The organism is Paraburkholderia sp. MM5496-R1, from assembly GCF_050436205.1.
GTDB classification, from domain to species: Bacteria; Pseudomonadota; Gammaproteobacteria; order Burkholderiales; family Burkholderiaceae; genus Paraburkholderia; species Paraburkholderia tuberum.
This window is the reverse complement of the sequence record NZ_JBNDLT010000001.1, coordinates 1066427-1082738: the sequence shown is the minus strand read 5'-3', so window position 1 is coordinate 1082738 and position 16312 is coordinate 1066427. Positions and strand designations below refer to the sequence as shown.

Annotated in this window: 11 protein-coding genes; 3 read left to right on the top strand and 8 right to left on the bottom strand. The window is 62.9% G+C overall.

Annotated elements, in window-relative coordinates; genetic code table 11:
* Positions 1-41: 41 nt before the first annotated feature.
* Positions 42-1703 carry an FAD-dependent monooxygenase gene (locus tag OKW38_RS05340; protein ID WP_429360326.1) on the bottom strand — a complete coding sequence of 554 codons (1662 nt, stop codon included), beginning with the start codon at positions 1701-1703 and terminating at the stop codon, positions 42-44.
* A gap of 143 nt (positions 1704-1846) precedes the next feature.
* Between OKW38_RS05340 and OKW38_RS05335 the strand changes: the two genes are divergently transcribed.
* Positions 1847-2590, top strand: a complete 744-nt coding sequence (locus OKW38_RS05335; RefSeq protein WP_429332541.1) for a TetR/AcrR family transcriptional regulator — start codon at positions 1847-1849, stop codon at positions 2588-2590.
* A gap of 171 nt (positions 2591-2761) precedes the next feature.
* On the opposite strand, the gene OKW38_RS05330 is transcribed toward OKW38_RS05335, so the two are convergent.
* The 6 genes from OKW38_RS05330 to OKW38_RS05305 form a co-directional block, all read right to left on the bottom strand.
* Positions 2762-3451 carry a PqiC family protein gene (locus tag OKW38_RS05330; protein WP_429360324.1) on the bottom strand — a complete coding sequence of 230 codons (690 nt, stop codon included), beginning with the start codon at positions 3449-3451 and terminating at the stop codon, positions 2762-2764.
* Complete coding sequence (locus tag OKW38_RS05325; protein ID WP_090811785.1) at positions 3448-5043, bottom strand: intermembrane transport protein PqiB; 1596 nt, start codon at positions 5041-5043, stop codon at positions 3448-3450. The genes OKW38_RS05330 and OKW38_RS05325 overlap by 4 nt, the downstream gene beginning before the upstream one ends.
* Before the next feature lie 67 nt (positions 5044-5110).
* Complete coding sequence (locus tag OKW38_RS05320) at positions 5111-6451, bottom strand: paraquat-inducible protein A (protein ID WP_429360323.1); 1341 nt, start codon at positions 6449-6451, stop codon at positions 5111-5113.
* Positions 6452-6633: 182 nt separating this feature from the next.
* Positions 6634-8097, bottom strand: coding sequence for an efflux transporter outer membrane subunit (locus OKW38_RS05315; RefSeq protein ID WP_429360321.1), 1464 nt, complete (start codon positions 8095-8097; stop codon positions 6634-6636).
* Positions 8098-8099: 2 nt separating this feature from the next.
* Positions 8100-11273, bottom strand: a complete 3174-nt coding sequence (locus OKW38_RS05310; RefSeq protein ID WP_429360319.1) for an efflux RND transporter permease subunit — start codon at positions 11271-11273, stop codon at positions 8100-8102.
* The gene (locus OKW38_RS05305) at positions 11270-12358 is read right to left on the bottom strand and encodes an efflux RND transporter periplasmic adaptor subunit (protein WP_176078824.1); all 1089 of its coding nucleotides are present in this window, start codon (positions 12356-12358) and stop codon (positions 11270-11272) included. The genes OKW38_RS05310 and OKW38_RS05305 overlap by 4 nt, the downstream gene beginning before the upstream one ends.
* 512 nt (positions 12359-12870) lie before the next feature.
* On the opposite strand from OKW38_RS05305, the gene OKW38_RS05300 reads away from it, so the two are divergent.
* The gene (locus OKW38_RS05300; RefSeq protein WP_429332546.1) at positions 12871-13626 is read left to right on the top strand and encodes a TetR/AcrR family transcriptional regulator; all 756 of its coding nucleotides are present in this window, start codon (positions 12871-12873) and stop codon (positions 13624-13626) included.
* Positions 13627-13744: 118 nt separating this feature from the next.
* Here the strand turns inward: OKW38_RS05300 and OKW38_RS05295 are convergent, their stop codons facing one another.
* On the bottom strand, positions 13745-14800 hold the full coding sequence (locus tag OKW38_RS05295) for an AI-2E family transporter (RefSeq protein ID WP_090811795.1): 1056 nt from the start codon (positions 14798-14800) through the stop codon (positions 13745-13747).
* 241 nt (positions 14801-15041) lie between these two features.
* Between OKW38_RS05295 and OKW38_RS05290 the strand changes: the two genes are divergently transcribed.
* A complete protein-coding gene (locus tag OKW38_RS05290) occupies positions 15042-15545 on the top strand; it encodes a hypothetical protein (RefSeq protein WP_429360317.1) in 504 nt (167 codons plus the stop codon).
* The last annotated feature ends 767 nt before the right edge of the window (positions 15546-16312 follow it).

Below are 16312 nucleotides of genomic sequence, written 5' to 3'. Positions count from 1 at the left end.
ACGGTGTGAATGGGGTTTCGAGATGGCATGCGGCCTCGCGATCACTGCATGACCCAGCAGTGCTGACCGAGCAAGGAAAGACTCTCGCGCACGAGCCGCGACGCATCGGTCGCCGGGCCATCGTGAACGACGGTCTTGTCGGGCCGCACCACGGCGGCCCAACCAACCGGTACGAGACGCGGAAGGAACACACCGTCGAGGTCCTCCCAGCTGTCATGCCGAGAGAGATGCGGCCGCTCTCCACGGTGTGCGATCTGCACAGTGCTTCCGCCGGCACGCGCGAAGGCTGCTGCCTCAGAAGAATCAAGCGAGGCTCGGGCGTCTGTGCCAAATCCAATCAGCACCAGGCCCTGCCCGAACACCTCGTCGCTCGGACGCGCCTTGCCATCCGAACCACGTACCCGCCCCTGCCCAATGACTGCGCCGCGCACAAGCTTCGTCGGCGAGCGGCCTTTGACAAACACACCTCTTCTAGTTGTTTTTTTCGGCTGGATCTGCGATTCCTCGGGCTGCGCACGCAGCGGGAGCACCGGTGGCGAGAATTGCATTAGCCCATGAGCCCACGAGTCAATGCCGCCATTGCGCGGCGTGACGAGCTTTCTCATGAACCTTGCGAGCTTTGTTATCGCCTTCTCGTGGGGCCGCCTCTCCTCGTCGTAAGTGTCGAGAATGCGTGAATCCGCTCGCCCCTGCACCACCCATGCAAGCTTCCAGCACAGATTGGCGGCATCTCGCAGTCCCGCGGCCAACCCTCGGCCGACGGATGGAGGCCCAATGTGCGCGGCGTCGCCCGCGAAGAACACACGCCCCCGGCTGAATGCAATAAGGGTTTGCGTTCGGAAGCGATACACCGCCTTGCGCTCGATCATCGTGTCGTCCGGGTTGCCCGATGGAGCGACCATCTCGCGTATGCGGACCTCGGCTTTCATGTTCTCGCGGCGCTCGTCCGGCCGCAGCATGAACTTCCAGCGCTCACGCCCGCTGCGCCCGACCATGTATCGGTTTGGCTGACGGCGATCGGAGATGAACTCGATATCTTCGGCTGGGCGCGAAAGATGCCGCGCAGCGGCAACGAGCCATTCCTCGGCAAATGTCTTACCCCAGAAGTGCGGCCCCATAGTCTGCCGAACCAGTGAATACGGCCCGTCTGCACCGACCACGTAGCGCGCCCGGACGATGTGAGGGCGGCCGCGATCAAGCTCCAGCGACGCGAGCACATGGTCGCCTTCTTCCGTGAAGCTCCCCAGTTCGACACCTGGCGCGATATGCACACAGTCGTATTTCTCGAGCCGGGCCCGCAGGCACCGCTCGAGTTCGTGCTGGTACAACGTGACGGGCTTGGGATAGCCATCCAGGCGGCTCGCCGAACTGATTTGGCCGACCTGCCCCAGCATGGGCGTTCTCATCCGCACATATGGAATGGTGCTGGTCTCGAGATCGTGCTCCCCAATGCCCGCAAGCTGAAGGATGCGCAGCGCGTCGTTATCCAGCTCGATTGCCTGGCGCGCGATGGAAACCTCGGTTGACTTGTCGACAATCAATACATGCACGCCGTAGCGCGCCAGTAGATTGGCAATCGTTGCACCGACGGGTCCGCAACCCACCAGTAAGACGTCAACCACCGACGGTAATGCGCCAATCGGCGGACGAACCTGTTCATGCCGGCTCGACGGCGCGGCGCCGTCCTTTGCTGCTGTCTCCACAGTCACTCCAGATGTTGTCTGTTGTACTTGTATGTAAGGCCGGCCTTCGGGTCGCCTTTAATGACATTAAAGTCATTCGTGAGCGTTTTGTCAACCTAGACATTACGATCTATACTTAGGCATAACCAAAGCTTGGATCCATCATGCCGAACACTACAAAGCGTCCTACCCGTGCGGCGCCAATCGCCCCGGTTGCCATTCCCGAACAACGCGAGCCGCGCGGTGCGCGTCGCAAGCGCGAGACGCGTGCCCGTCTGCTCGACGCCGCCCTCAGGCTGATGGCCGAAAAAGGCATGGAGGGCGTGGCGATCAATGAAATCACCGAAGCCGCTGATGTCGGCTTTGGCTCGTTCTACAACCACTTTGAATCGAAGGAGGCGATTTACGCGACGCTTGTCGACGAGGTGTTCGAGGATTTCGCTAACATGATGGATCGCCTCGCCGCTGGCCTTTCCGACCCGGCCGAGGTGATCGCTGTCTCCGTGCGTCATACGGTCCTGCGTGCGCAGCAAGACCCCGTGTGGGGACGTTTCCTGGTACGTGAAGGGTTTATTCCGACGCATGCGATGAGCCGCGGACTGGGCCAGCGGCTGCTGCGCGACATGGTGAATGGCATTGCCGCGAAGCGCTTTGTGGTCGCCGACCCGTTCATCGGATTTCTTGCGGTAGCCGGTACGGTCCTCTGTGCAATCGCCGCCGAGCTGAACTTCGTCGCACCGGGCGCGCCCGCGGCAAGCGTACTCAAGGAGCTTGGCTTTAGCGGGGAGAACTTCCCTGAGCGTACTGCAGCAATGCTGCTGCAGACACTCGGACTCAAGCGCGCGGAGGCGGAGAAGATTGCAGCGCGTCCGCTGCCGGTCGTGGAGGAGACTGTCGACGCCGATTGAATCAAGAGGTCCGGCGCCATCGGTCTGATCGGCCTGAAGTCAGCCGGGTGCGGCCCGGCGGAGAAGCCCGCTCGGGCCGCTAGCGATTAAACTCAATCACCTGCTAAAGCCTCGACGCTAGCAATCAGCTCGCGCTCCTTGTCGGCGTGAGGCACCAATTCCTGTATCGGTTCAGCCTGCTAGAGCCGGGCATAACAACGCCGAACTTCTCGTACTCGCAGGGATGCGCGCCGGTGCAACGGCGGACTCGAACGGCGCCGCCGAAAATTCCCGGACGACTTCGCCAATTTGAGTGCCTATCCTTCTCACTGCGATTCGATGGCCGTTGACGAGTGCATCGTAGCCGGCCGATACGGGCTGGCTGACTATGCTGCGGCAGGTCAATGTTCGTGAGTCGTTCGACTTGCGTACACTCCAGGTGACGTCAAGCAGCGCGTGTGAGCCCGGCCACGATTCAAAACGCTGCACGTCGACGGAGACCTGATACGTGCGAGCGTCCTCGGCGTGACCAGGCTGGTCCGTGTCGGGGCCGCCCGCCTGTCGAGTCGCGGCCGCGAGCAGCGCATTGCGGATCTCGTCTGCAAGCGGCGATGCCCAGCGCTCGTTTTCCAGAATCCTGACGCGCGCCGCATCGACCTGTACGACGAACTGGCTCCTTGCGACTGAAACCGGCACCTTCACTGTGCGCATGTCGATCCGGAAGGCCGGACTGACCGTAACGTTTGCACGCGTCGGTTCGCTGTCAGTGCCGAGGGTATAGAAGCGGGCCGGCGGGGAAGCACAGGCGCTCAGCGCGGCCAGACCCATGACGGTCGCAATACGGGCGATCGCGCGCCGCGCGCGGGATTGGATCAGTTTCACCGTTGGTCTCCTTTCTTGCCGAACAGGAGCGCCTGGGGATGACGTTCCAGATAATCGGCGAGCGCATTGAGGGATTGCAGGGTGCGTGTCATTTCCTGCATCGCATCCTGGATGTCCGACTGCAGGGGCGCGGTCTGCCGGAGCGTCGTTTCGGCGGTACTGAAGGTTTTCTGCGCGGCCGCCAGTGTGTCGCGGGCTTGCGGAACGATCTCTGTGTCCATGTGCCCGAACAGCTTGTTGGCGTTTTCAAGTGCGCCGTTAAGGTTGGCTCCGATCTTGTCGAACGGCACCTGATTCAGCTTCCTCGCAATATCGGCAATCTGCACCTGAAGTTCGTCGAGGGTGTTAGGCACAGTCGGCAGTTCAATAGGATTGCGATGAACATCGACGCTCGCCCGAGGCGCTTTCGGAAACATGTCGAGCGCCACGAATAGCTGGCCTGTCAGCAGGTTGCCGGTTCGCAACTGACCGCGCATTCCCTCCATGACGAGGTTTTCCAGCAACTCATGACCACCCTGCGAGTTCGGAGCCGGTAGCGCTTCGTTGGAGCGCCGGCTGAGCCGGTCGGGATACAGCGCCATCGATACCTTCATGCTGAAACTCTTCTCCTTTTCGTTATATTCGATACCGATGTCCGTCACCTGCCCCAGCGCGATGCCTCGAAGGTCGACGGGAGCGCCGACAGACAGGCCGCGCAGCGACTGGTTGAACCGCATCACGACATTGAGCGGCGCGCCGTCGGGCTCGCGCATCGCGTCCGACTCGTCCGATGCGAGTCGGAACGCCGCCTTGTCAGCGGCCGGTTGTCCGGCGTCCTGACCCGGCGGCGACTGGAACGCCAGGCCTCCGACGACCACCGTCGCCAGAGATTGTGTATTGAGCTTCAATCCATTCGAATCGAGACGGAGGTCAACACCGCTTGCGTGCCACCACCGTGTATTGGTGCCGACATACTGGTCAAACGGCGCATTGACGAAAACATTGACGATCACGCCGGTGCCATGCGGATCCAGCGAGAAGCCGACCACCTGGCCCACCTGGATGCGACGGTAGAAGATCGGCGCGCCGATATCGACGGAGCCCAGGGAGTCGCCCCTCAGCGTATATTGATGCCCCGGCTGCCCGGACGTGACGATCGGCGGACTTTCGAGGCCGACAAATGCGGTTTGCCTTTCCGAAGACTGCCCGACGTCGACACCGATATACGCGCCGGAGAGCAGCGTACCGAGGCCCGAGATGCCGTTAGCGCCCACGCGCGGGCGAACCACCCAGAAGCGCGTGCCGCGGCTTGCGAATTTTTCTGCCTGTTTGGTCAGCTCGATCGTGACGATGACGTGCTGCAGGTCCTTTGACAGCGCGACCGCCTGTACGGAACCGATCTCCACGTCCTTGTATTTGACCTTCGTTTTGCCCGCCTCCATACCCTCAGCGTTGCTGAACGTGACCGTCACTGTCGGTCCCTTGTCGGTGACGGATTTGACTACCAGCGCCACACCGATCAGCGCACAGATGAGCGGCACTAACCAGATGAGGGAGGGAATCCAGCGTTTCCGCGGCTTGATGTCAGGTCTGGGTGGCGTTGGAAGATGCATCGCTCGGAGAGTAGTTCGCAAATATGAGGTTATTTAGGAGTGCGGACGCCGCTAGAACGGTATTCGTTCATCGCCGTGAACCACGCGCTGGCCCGCAGCGGACGTTGTCCCAGATCAGCCGCGGATCGAATTGATGCGACGCGAGCATGGTGAGAATCACCACCGCACCGAAAGCCAGCGCGCCCGGACCGGCAGTGACAACCGCAAACGAACCGAAATGCACCAGCGCGACCGTCAGGGCGACAACGAAGATATCGAGCATCGACCACCGGCCCACGCACTCGACGAGCCGATGCAGCCTCGCGCGTTCGAGCGGCTGCCAGTCCGGACTGCGACGGGCCGCTACGATTTGCAGCGTGAGAATGGCGAGTTTGAGCATCGGCACCACGACGCTGGCTACGAACACGACGACGGCGAGTGGCCAGTCGCCTGAAGTCCAGAAGTACGCCACGCCGCCGAGGATCGTGTCGTCCTCCGAGTGGCCGAGGGATGACGCGTGCATGATCGGCAACAGATTCGCGGGTATGTAGGCGAGCGCGGCGGCAAGAACCAGACTCGACGTGCGCGTCACGCTATCGGGATGGCGCGTGTGCAGCACCGATTCGCACCGCGAGCAGCGCTGCTCTGACGACGCCGCGATGTGCTTCTGCACCAGTCCACAGGTATGACAGGCTATGAGTCCAGCGCTGCGCGCCGTCATATGCGCCGCCGGCGCGGGCTTCAGGCCGAAGAACGTCGGGGCTCGCGGGGCGCACCTGCGCTTCACTCTGGTCCAGCGGATCTCAGCGGGTTGTCGAAACTTTATTTCGTCCCGCGTCGACCAGAGCACGCGCGGGTCGAAAGTGGCGAGAAACGCCAACATCAACGTGAGTGCACCGAATGCAAACAGTCCTGGCCCAGGGATCACCTGCGCCATGCTGACCATTTTCACGATCGTGATGACCACGCCGAGCATGAACACTTCGATCATGCCCCATGGACGGATGAGCTGCACGACGCGAAGCATTCGATTGAAATGACGTACTACCTTGCCAAGGCGCAGCGGAACGAGCACATAGAGAAGGGCGAGGAGTTCGATCAGCGGAAACAGGATCGCCGAGCAAAAGACCATCGTTGCGACGATGCGCATGTGCCCCGTCCACAACGAGCGCACCGCGCCGAATAGCGTCGCCTCCGACGTCATACCGTTGGTCTGCAGTTGTATGACCGGGAAAGCCTGCGCAATACAGAATGTGATCAAAGCTGCAACGGTGAGCGCACCAATCCGGTCGAGCGGCACGCCCGCTCCCTGCGTTCCTTCCAGGCCCGCACGGCAGCGCGAGCAGCTCGCAGTCTGCCCGCCCCGCAGCAGAGGCTTGCGAAACAGCAGATCGCACTCGTGACAGGCGATCAGTTTCTTATAGTCCATACAGGGAACTGGACAACCTGAAGTTCTGGCGCGTTCGATGCACGTGAAGTCCGGCTTGACCTTCCCGTGCGTGGGCGCATTCTGATTTCGGATAGAAAACGACTGCTCCGATACCCGCCGGTACAGTCGAGGAAGAGCGGCCTGATCGGCAGGTCGCTCTTCCCGTCTTCATCGACACGCGATCATTGCGACGACGCTGTTTGCGGCTGGCCCGGCGGCAGTTCGCCCATCGCCTGGAACAGTGCGACGGTATCGTTCATGCGCTGGCTTGCCGCGCGCACGGCGCCGATCTGTGCGTTGAGAAAGCGCTGCTCGCTGGCATGCTCCGCCGTTGACGGCAGCGAACCCATGCGGCGGCGCGACGCGGTATCGTCGAATCCCGCCTGCGCTGCCTGTGCCGCTGCTTCAGTCGACGCGAGTGTCTGTGCGTCGTTATCCAGCGCGGCAAGCGAATCCGCGACATTCTGGAACGCCGACAGAACGGTGGACTTGTAGTTCAGCACCGCCGCATCGTAAGCATCGATCGACGCCTTGCGGTGCGCGAACAGCGCGCCGCCATGGAAGATCGGCTGCGACAGGCTCGCACCGATGGCCCAGAGTCCGCCCGCTCCTGAGAGCACCGCGGGCCAGCTAAAGCCGCCGCGGCCCATCGAGGCCGTCAGCGACAGGCTCGGAAAGAGCTGCGCGGTCGCAGCGCCGACATCGGCGGCGGCGGCCTTCACGGCGGCGTCGGCTGCCTGTATGTCGGGGCGCGAACGCAGCAGGTCCGACGGCACCACGACGGGCACGTGTTCGGGCAACGTCAGGCTGTCGAGATCGGGAACGGCCGGGGCGTTGTCCGGCGTGCGGCCCATCAGCACCGCGAGCGCATGGAGGGCTGTGGCGCGCTGCTGGCGTAACGCAGGAAGACTCGCCGCAGCCGAAGCCGCATCCTGCGTCGACGCAAGCGCCTGCGCACGCGAGACCGAGCCGAGTGCGTAGCGGTGCTGGTCCTCGTCCGCGGCCGTCCTGGCCACGGCGACGAGCCGTTCGGTGAGCGCGATCTGGCGATCGAGTGCCGCCACGCTGATCGTCGTACCGACGATGTTTGCCGCGAGCGCGCGCCGCGCCGCCTCCAGTTGATACGCCTGCACGTCTACGCGAGCGGCGCTGGCCGCATTCGCCGAACGCGTCGCACCGAACAGGTCAAAGGTGTAGGACGCGAGAACCTGTCCGGCAAAAAAGTTATAGCGAACCTCGCTGGGGCCAATGCCGGGCACAAGCGGTGTACGCCCGCGATCGACTTGTGCGGCAGCATCGATTGAAGGCAGCGTCGATGCGCCGACCTGGGCGCGCAGTTCCTGCTGCGCGGCTGCGAGCGTCCGCTGCGCAGCCCCGAGCGTGGGGCTGTTGCGCAAGCCTTCCTCGACCAGTGCACTCAGCGCGTCCGACCGGTAAAGCTGCCACCATTGCGGAACGCCCACTGCGCCGATATCGAACTGCTGCGCCACGCCGCCCGCTGCGACGGTCTTCGCCGGCTGTGCCTCGGCACCGTAGTGCGCAGGCGAAGGCATCGCCGGGGGCGCGCCGTTCGGGCCGAACGTGCAGGCCGTCAGTGCGATGGCCACAGCCACGGCCATCACGGATGTCTTGTAGTCGAAGCTCATCATCAAACCTCCGAATGCTCGGCGACGACCGGTTGCATTCCGCGCTCGTCGTGCCGGACCCTGAAGCACGCCGCGTACAGCGCGGGCAGGAAGAACACGGTCAGTACCGTGGCGATCGTGATACCGCCCATCAGTGCGGTCGCCATCGGACCGAAGAAGCCCGAGCGCAGCAGCGGAATCAGCGCGAGGACGGCGGCGGCGGCGGTCAGCATGATCGGCCTGAAACGCCTTATGGTTGCGCCGATAATCGCGTCGAAGCGCGGCTGGCCTGCCGCGATATCCTGATCGATCTGGTCGACCAGAATCACGGAGTTGCGCATGATGATGCCGAACATGGCAATCACGCCCAGCAGCGCGACGAAGCCGAAGGGCTTGCCGAACAGCAGCAGCGCGGCCACGACGCCAATCAGGCCGAGCGGTGCCGTCAACACGACGATGAAGGTCCGCGCGAAGTTCTTGAGCTGGATCATCAGCAACAGCAGCACGGCGATGATCATCAACGGCATTTCGGCATTGATCGACGTCTGGCCCTTCACGCTTTCTTCGACCGCGCCGCCCACCTGAATGCGATAGCCGACCGGCAGCCTGGCGGTTTCCGCCGCGAGCGCACGTTCGATGTCGTGGGTCACGTCGATGCCCTGCGCGTCGCCGCGCACGTCCGCCTGCACCGTGATGGTCGGCTGACGGTCGCGTTGCCAGATGACGCCGTACTCGAGCGTATTGCGCACGTGTCCGAGCGAACCGAGCGGCACCGGGCCGTGGGGCGTCGGAATCGCGAGGCTCGTGAGCTGCGCCGGATTGACACGTTCGCTCTTGGGCGCGCGCAGATCGACGTTGATCAGCTTGTCGCGCTCGCGGTACTGCGTCACCGTGTAGCCCGATAGCGTCATCGCGAGGAAGTTCGACACGTCTTCCGACGTGACACCAAGCTGGCGCGCGCGGTTCTGATCGATCTCGAACGAGATCGAGCGCTCCGCCGGCTCGTCCCAGTCGAACTGGACGTTGCGCGTGCGGGGATCGGCGCGGACCTTGTCCGACACCGTCTGCGCAATCGATCGCACGGTCGCGATATCGTCGCCGCTCACGCGGAACTTGATCGGGAAGCCGACCGGCGGACCATTCTCGAGCCGGGAGACGCGCGCTCGCACGCCGGAGAAATCCTTCTCGAGCATGCCGTCGAGCCAACGCATCAGTTCCTCGCGGTTTTCCACGCTTTTTGCGGTAATCACGAACTGCGCGAAATTCGGCTGTTGAAGCTGCTGGTCGAGCGTCAGGTAAAAACGCGGCGCGCCGGTGCCGACGAAGTCGACGAAGTGGTCGATCTCGGCTTTGCCGTCGAGCACCTTTTCCAGGCGCTTCGCTTCACGCAGCGTCGCCTCGAACGAGGCGCCTTCCGGCAATCGCAGATCGACCAGCAGTTCCGGCCGTTCCGAGTTCGGGAAGAACTGCTGCGGCACGCGCGTGAAGGCCAGCATGGAAATCGCGAAAAGCACGACGGTGATGCCGAGCACGACCCAGCGACGCTCGACGCACCACGCAACCCATCCCGACAGGCGCCGGTAGAAGCCGGTGTTGCCGATTTCATGCGGATCATGGTGTGCACCGCCGGGTTCAGGCTTGCGTTCCGGCAGCAGGTGATAACCCAGCAACGGCACCAGCACGACGGCCGCGAACCACGAAACGATCAGCGCGATGGCCGACACTTCGAAGATCGAACGCGTGTATTCGCCCGTGCTCGATTTGGCGAGCGCAATCGGCAGGAAGCCGCATACGGTGACGAGCGTGCCTGTGAGCATCGGAAACGCCGTGCTGGTATACGCGAACGCTGCCGAGCGCGCCCGGCTCCAGCCTTGCTCCAGCTTCACCGCCATCATTTCGACGGCGATGATCGCGTCGTCGACGAGCAGGCCCAGCGCGAGCACGAGCGTACCGAGCGAAACCTTGTCCAGCCCGATATTGAACATGTGCATGCAAAGCGCCGTCACCGCCAGCACGATCGGAATCGTGATCACGACGACCATACCGGTGCGCAAGCCGAGCGAGACGAGGCTCACGACCAGCACGATCGCCACCGCTTCGCCAACCGATCTCACGAACTCATCCACCGAGTGCTTGACCGCGTGCGGCATGCTCGAAACCGCCGCGAGTTTCAGACCCGCCGGCAGCGTGGCCTGCAGTTCGGCGGCTTTTGCGTCGAGCGCCTTGCCGAGGTCGATCACGTCGCCGCCCTTTTGCATCGTCACGCCGATGCCGAGCACCGCCTGGCCGCCGACGCGCATCTGGGTCACCGGCGGGTCGTCATAACCGCGTGTGATCTTCGCGATGTCGCCCAGCCGGAACGTGCGCTTGTTGATGGTGATCAGCATGTCGGAGAGCGCCTGCACATCCTTGAGCGCGCCGCTCGGCCGCACGAACACGCGGTCGTCCGCGGTCGTGATGGTGCCGACGGGCGCCACGGCATTCTGTGCGTCGATCGCCTGAGCGAGCTGTTGCGGCGTGATCGAAAGCCGCGTGAGCTGCGCATTCGATATCTCGACGAAGATGTGCTGATCGGGGTCGCCAAAATAGTCGACCTTCGCCACACCGGGTATGCGCAGCAGGACTGTGCGCAGCTTGTCAGCGTAGTCGTGCAGTTGCGCCGGCGAAAAGCCGTCGCCTTCAAGCGCATAGATGTTGGTGTAGACGTCACCGAATTCGTCATTGAAGAACGGACCGACGGTGCCCTTCGGCAGCGTCGCGGCAATGTCGCCGACCTTCTTGCGCACCTGATACCAGGTGTCCGGCACTTCCTTGACGGGCGCGGAGTCCTTCATGGCGAAGAAGATCATCGACTCGCCGGGGCGCGAGTAGCTCTTGATGTAGTCGATGTTCGGCGCGGCCTGTAGCTGGCGGCCGATCCGGTCCGTGATCTGTTCCTGCACCTCGCGCGCACTCGCACCGGGCCAATAGGTCTTGATCACCATCGTGCGGAAGGTGAACGGCGGGTCCTCCGACTGCGCGAGTTGCGTATAGCCGATCACGCCGAAAAGCGTGGCGAGCCCGATCAGAAAGATCACGAGCTGCTGATGACGCAGCGCCCAGGCGGAAAGATTGAAGCTGCCTTCGCCAGATTTGTCTGCCCCAGAAGACGGGACAGGCGCGCTCTCGCGCACGGGTTCTTGGTCACGGGAGTTCATGACGGGAAATCCTCCCGATGCAGGGGCGCCACCACCTGCACGTGCTGGCCCGTGCTAACGGCGTGTACGCCCTGCACCACGACGCGGTCGCCGTCGCGGAGGCCCGATGCGATGGCGACCGTGCGCTCGTCGTACCGCTGCACCGTCACAGGACGCAGCTCGAGTGTGTCGGTGCCGGTACGCACCACCCAGACAGCAGGGTTCTCGCCCTGATGAAAGAGCGCCGTCACCGGCACAGTGAACGGCTGTGCGCCCGACGCGTCACCGACGACATCGAACGCAACGGTGGCCGTCATGCCGAGGCGCACTGCAGGGCTGGGCGCGTTCAGGGTGAGCTTGACGCGCCAGGTGCGGCTTTGCGGATCAGCGCTAGGCGACACCTCGCGCACGCGGGCCTCGAAGGTCTTGCCGGGTAGCGCCGGCAGCGTTACGCGCGCCATGCTGCCGACTGTCAGCGAGCTCAGCGTGCGCTCGGGCGCGTCGCAGACGATGTCTACGTCGCCCGTCCAGTCGAGGTGATAGATCGATTGGGTTGCCTGAACGTTCTGGCCCGTGTCGGCGTCCTCCGAGGTAATCACGCCGTCGTGGTCCGCAGTCAGCGTCGCATAGCGCAGATTGTCCGAGGCGAGCGCCATCTGGGCGAGCGCCGAGTCGCGCTGCGCAACAGCGGATGCGTACGCGTCCTGCGTCTGTTCGAGCTGCGCCGGTGCAATCAGGTTTGCCTGCGCCTGCGCCTGATCGCGATCGAGCTGTTGCTTCGCGTAGACGAACCGGTGTTGGGCGGCATCGAGCTGCGCTCGCGCGTTGGCCAGGTTACTGCGCAGATCGGTCGGGTCGAGCAGCGCAACAACCTGTCCCGCCTTGACGGCGTCGCCGAGGCGAACGCGCCGTTCGATGATCTTGCCGCCCACTCTGAACGAAAGCGCCGTGGAGTAGCGCGCCTGCACCTGAGCCGGCAGCGACGCACTTGCTGTGCGCCCGTCAGCGTGGACGGCCAGGGCGACCACGGGCTTTGGCTCTGGAGCGGCGGCTTCGCGCTGGTGGCATGCCGCGAGCATGACCGCGCAGCAAGCCGCAAGCACCATGCGTGCGCACTGCGGAGATTGGACGAGGGAAGGTAAGAAGCGACGCGCAGGCGCCTGCGCGATAGGGCCGGAATGTTTCACGATGTTCACAAGACGGGTGATAACCCTGGTAAGAAAGTTTCCCGATGCCGTGCAAACCCGAGTGCCAGCAAGCACGGTTCGCTATCAGCGCGGACGCATAAAACAAGCTTCGTTGATACGTTAGTCCTACTTATCGACGTGCATGTCGGTACTTGCCAGCTCGATGTGCCTCCACGCAACCAGTACGTGGGGCAGCGCCCGTTCATGCCTACCGCCCGGTGATCTGCTGGTCTGTCTGGTCTGTCAGTTCTGGCCGAGGACTTGCGATCGACCGCTAACGGAATTTTTTCGCTCCGTCGGCATCGTTGGGTCCTTCGTACGTCCGGTTGTCGGCGGCGCGGGTGACATTAGACCCATTACTGAGTATATTGTCAACTATGACATACAAATCTAGAATCCAGACTTCGAATAACCACGACTACGGAGCCGACATGCCACAAGCCCCCAAACCGCGCGCGAGCCGCGGACGCTCTCTCAAGGCGCCAAGTGCGTCCCGCGACGCGATCAATCGAAGCTATCCGCGCGGTGCCCGTCGCAAACGCGAGACGCGCGCGCGCCTGCTCGACGCTGCGCTGAAACTGGTGGCGGCCAAGGGTTTGAGCTCCGTCACGATTAACGAAATCACCGAGGCAGCCGACGTCGGGTTCGGCTCCTTCTATAACCACTTCGAATCCAAGGAAGGCATCTTCACGGCGCTCATCGAATGGCTGTTCGAGGAATTTGCGGATACGCTCGATCGCCTCGCCGCGGGGTTGTCCGATCCAGCGGAAGTGATCGCCGTCTCAGTCCGTCACACGCTCCTGCGGGCCTACCGCGAGCCAGTTTGGGGGCAACTTCTCATTCGCGAAGGTTTGTCGCCGCGCCTGCTCAGCAGGGGTCTCGGCCTGCGCCTGCTGCGCGATAGCGAGAAGGGCATTTCAGAAAGGCGTTTTGTGATCGCGGACCGGTTCATGTCCGTTATCACCGTGATTGGCACGGTGCTCGCGGGAATTGCCGCCGAACTGCAACTGGCCATCTCGTCGAAGCGGACCGTTCGTGCGCGAAAGGTGCTTCGCTCGAAGGAGGAGAAGTTTGCCCAGCGAACCGCCGCCATTGTGTTGCAGGCGTTCGGTCTCACACGTGTAGAGGCCGAGCGGATCGCGCGACGTCCACTGCCCACCGTTCCCGATGCTCCGACCTTGCCGTGACAGTGCAACTAGCGCGGCGTTTCCGCGCCATCGCAGGTGCGGCCGCCCGGTGCAGTGTCGGGTTGGTGGGTAGGCGGGGCAGGTGCCCGGACATCGAATCGGGCGATCGCGATGCCGGTCAGCCCTGGTAAAGCGCACTCGCGAGATAGCGGTGGCGCAGTTCCCGCAATGCCGATGCGAGGATGGCGCTGACCGGCAACGCGAGCAGCACGCCGAAGAATCCGAACAGCCGCCCAAACGCCAGCAACGCAAAGATGACCGCGAGCGGATGAAGGCCGATGCGCTCGCCAACCAGTCTCGGCGTCAGCACAAAGCTTTCAAGAATCTGGCCGACGCCATACACCGCGACCACCACGGCGAGGCCATACCAGTCACCGAATTGCAGCAGCGCCGCGAGGAGCGCGAACGCGAGGCCGGTCGCAAAGCCGATGTAGGGAACGAATACGGCAAGCGCGCTAAACAGACCGACGGGCACCGCCAGATCCAACCCTGCAATCGTCAGCACAGTCGGGTAGAACACCGCGAGCACTGCAATCACCAGCAGTTGCCCGCGCAGGTACTGCGACATCATGCAATCGATCTCTCCGACGAATTCCCGTGTCTTGCCGAGCCAGCGCCGCGGCACGAAGCTCGCCATGCGCTCGAACGCCTCGTGCCTGTCGTAGAGCAGATAGAACAGGACGAGTGGCATCAGCACCGCATTGCTCACGACATTGATCATCACGTTGCTGCTGGTGCGCAGGTACTGCCATACGGCAAGCATCGCGCCCTGCCCGTCCGCTTTGAGACGGGCCGCCAGCACCTCGCGGATATTCGTCACATCGAGCGAATAATCCAGCCCCAGAAAAGCCAGACGCGGCTTCAGCCATCCATCGAGTTTGGCGACGATAAATGGAATTTGCCTGATGAGTTCCGGCCCTTCCTTCTGGATAACTACGCACATGAGCAGCATGACGAGTGCGACGGACAGAGCAAACAAAGACATCATCACCAGCGCCGCAAGGCCGCGCGGAATGCGATGGCGTACCAGCCACTCCACGCCCGGCTGCAAAATGTATGCGACGAGCGCACCGAGCAGAAACGGCGTGAGAACGGCACGCAGGTTCCACAGCAACACGCCGGCCGCTAGCGCAACGGCGCCCCAAAACAGAGATTGACGATGGTATACAGTCATAAGCGCCCCCACTGGGCGAGTGATCGAGTGGCTTTCGTCGTTGAGCCGAAGCATCGGCGGAAGTGTCCGTCTTAACCGCAGGAGCCGGCGATGCCTGGTCGCCGCGCGGCGCATCCGTCAGATCGGCGTCGCGCCGCTAGCCGCGCTGTGGGTACGCCTGTCGTCACCGTGCTGGCGCGACGGGTCTTGCGGCGTCGCCGGTTTGCTGGTGCCTGTCCGCGATTGGCCGCCGGGTTGCCCGGTGACTTCGATCCACAATGGACGCACCATCGGATCGGGCGGCGACATCATTGCTGGTGCTGGCATCGCGGGAACGACAATCGCGATGACGCGCGGCGTGGGCGTCACGGTCGTGGAACAACCGCAGACCGTCGCAACAAGCGGGAACGAGCACAGCAAGGCGAAAAAGAAGCGCGATCGGCGCGTCATTCCTGCCGCCGATGCAGCGAATCGTTCAGGTCTGGTTGAGCAGTCATGGGTGACATCTCCACGGTTGATTCAGCGTGCGCTGGCATTGCGGCGACTCGCCTACAGCAACTTCGGGGACGAGCCACTATGTGATAATATTATCACATTCGCGCGATCGGTCAATATTGATTGTAAAGATCGAGCCGCGCTGCATCCGCCATCGGCGGTACGCCGTGCGCTGCGCTGCCGGTCCGGCTCCCGGCCAGTTCGCGGACGCGCAGCGGGCTCAGTGCGCCAGGACGCTCGGGTGCGCGGCGAGGCGCTCGACCTCGAGTAGCGCCTGACCAAGCACATCGATAGCTCCATTCGTGGTGGAGGCCGTAGCTGCGCTGCGCAACGCGTGCTGAACGATGTCGTGAATGACGTCCGTGTTCGATGAACCGGCGTGGAGCGTAAGTTGGTGTGCCATAAGTATTCCTGCGTAAAAACGAAGCCTGTTTCGTGTGGACGCAGTATAAGCAAAGCGCGCCGCCATTCGACGCGCGCAATTATGAGTTGCGAGATCTTCAATACACGGTTTGCGGACGTATTCCGATACCCACGTAGCGTCTTGTCGACGAACGGCGATGGAAGCGCGCATGCTCGACGGCTGATCTCGTTTGTGTAACGACCAGCGGATACCGTCGAAGCGAATTGCTGCGTGTCATTCAGACAGCCCGCACCGTCCCTGCCTCCGGACACACTAAAGAAGCACGCACTGCTTCAGCGCAATCGGCTACAACCTTGCAGCGACGGCAACTATCCGTTGCCCCGTAGATGCTTGTAAGCCGACCGTAAATGACTAGACTGGCACCAACGAACTGGCAAACAGCACTCATGCCTCGCCAGACCGTTGTTCCCCAAACACCGCGTCTCCTGAATCCGACGCTCGATATTGAGTCTGATCATGCCAAAGTCGAAGACCTTCATCCCCGTCCCTGTTGTCGCGTCGATCTTGTCCTTCTCGACCGCCGCATTCGCTAGCAGCAGCGGTCCCCAAACCTGGGAGCAAGCGGCTGTGCAACCGGTTCAGCGTCAAACGGTCAGCTACCATGACCACACGGA

Coding starts and splice junctions, on each gene's coding strand:
- OKW38_RS05335 (WP_429332541.1), top strand. CDS start 1,847: ATGCCGAACACTACAAAGCGTCCTACCCGTGCGGCGCCAATCGCCCCG.
- OKW38_RS05325 (WP_090811785.1), bottom strand. CDS start 5,043: ATGCATCTTCCAACGCCACCCAGACCTGACATCAAGCCGCGGAAACGC.
- OKW38_RS05320 (WP_429360323.1), bottom strand. CDS start 6,451: ATGGACTATAAGAAACTGATCGCCTGTCACGAGTGCGATCTGCTGTTT.
- OKW38_RS05315 (WP_429360321.1), bottom strand. CDS start 8,097: ATGAGCTTCGACTACAAGACATCCGTGATGGCCGTGGCTGTGGCCATC.
- OKW38_RS05310 (WP_429360319.1), bottom strand. CDS start 11,273: ATGAACTCCCGTGACCAAGAACCCGTGCGCGAGAGCGCGCCTGTCCCG.
- OKW38_RS05305 (WP_176078824.1), bottom strand. CDS start 12,358: ATGGTGCTTGCGGCTTGCTGCGCGGTCATGCTCGCGGCATGCCACCAG.
- OKW38_RS05300 (WP_429332546.1), top strand. CDS start 12,871: ATGCCACAAGCCCCCAAACCGCGCGCGAGCCGCGGACGCTCTCTCAAG.
- OKW38_RS05295 (WP_090811795.1), bottom strand. CDS start 14,800: ATGACTGTATACCATCGTCAATCTCTGTTTTGGGGCGCCGTTGCGCTA.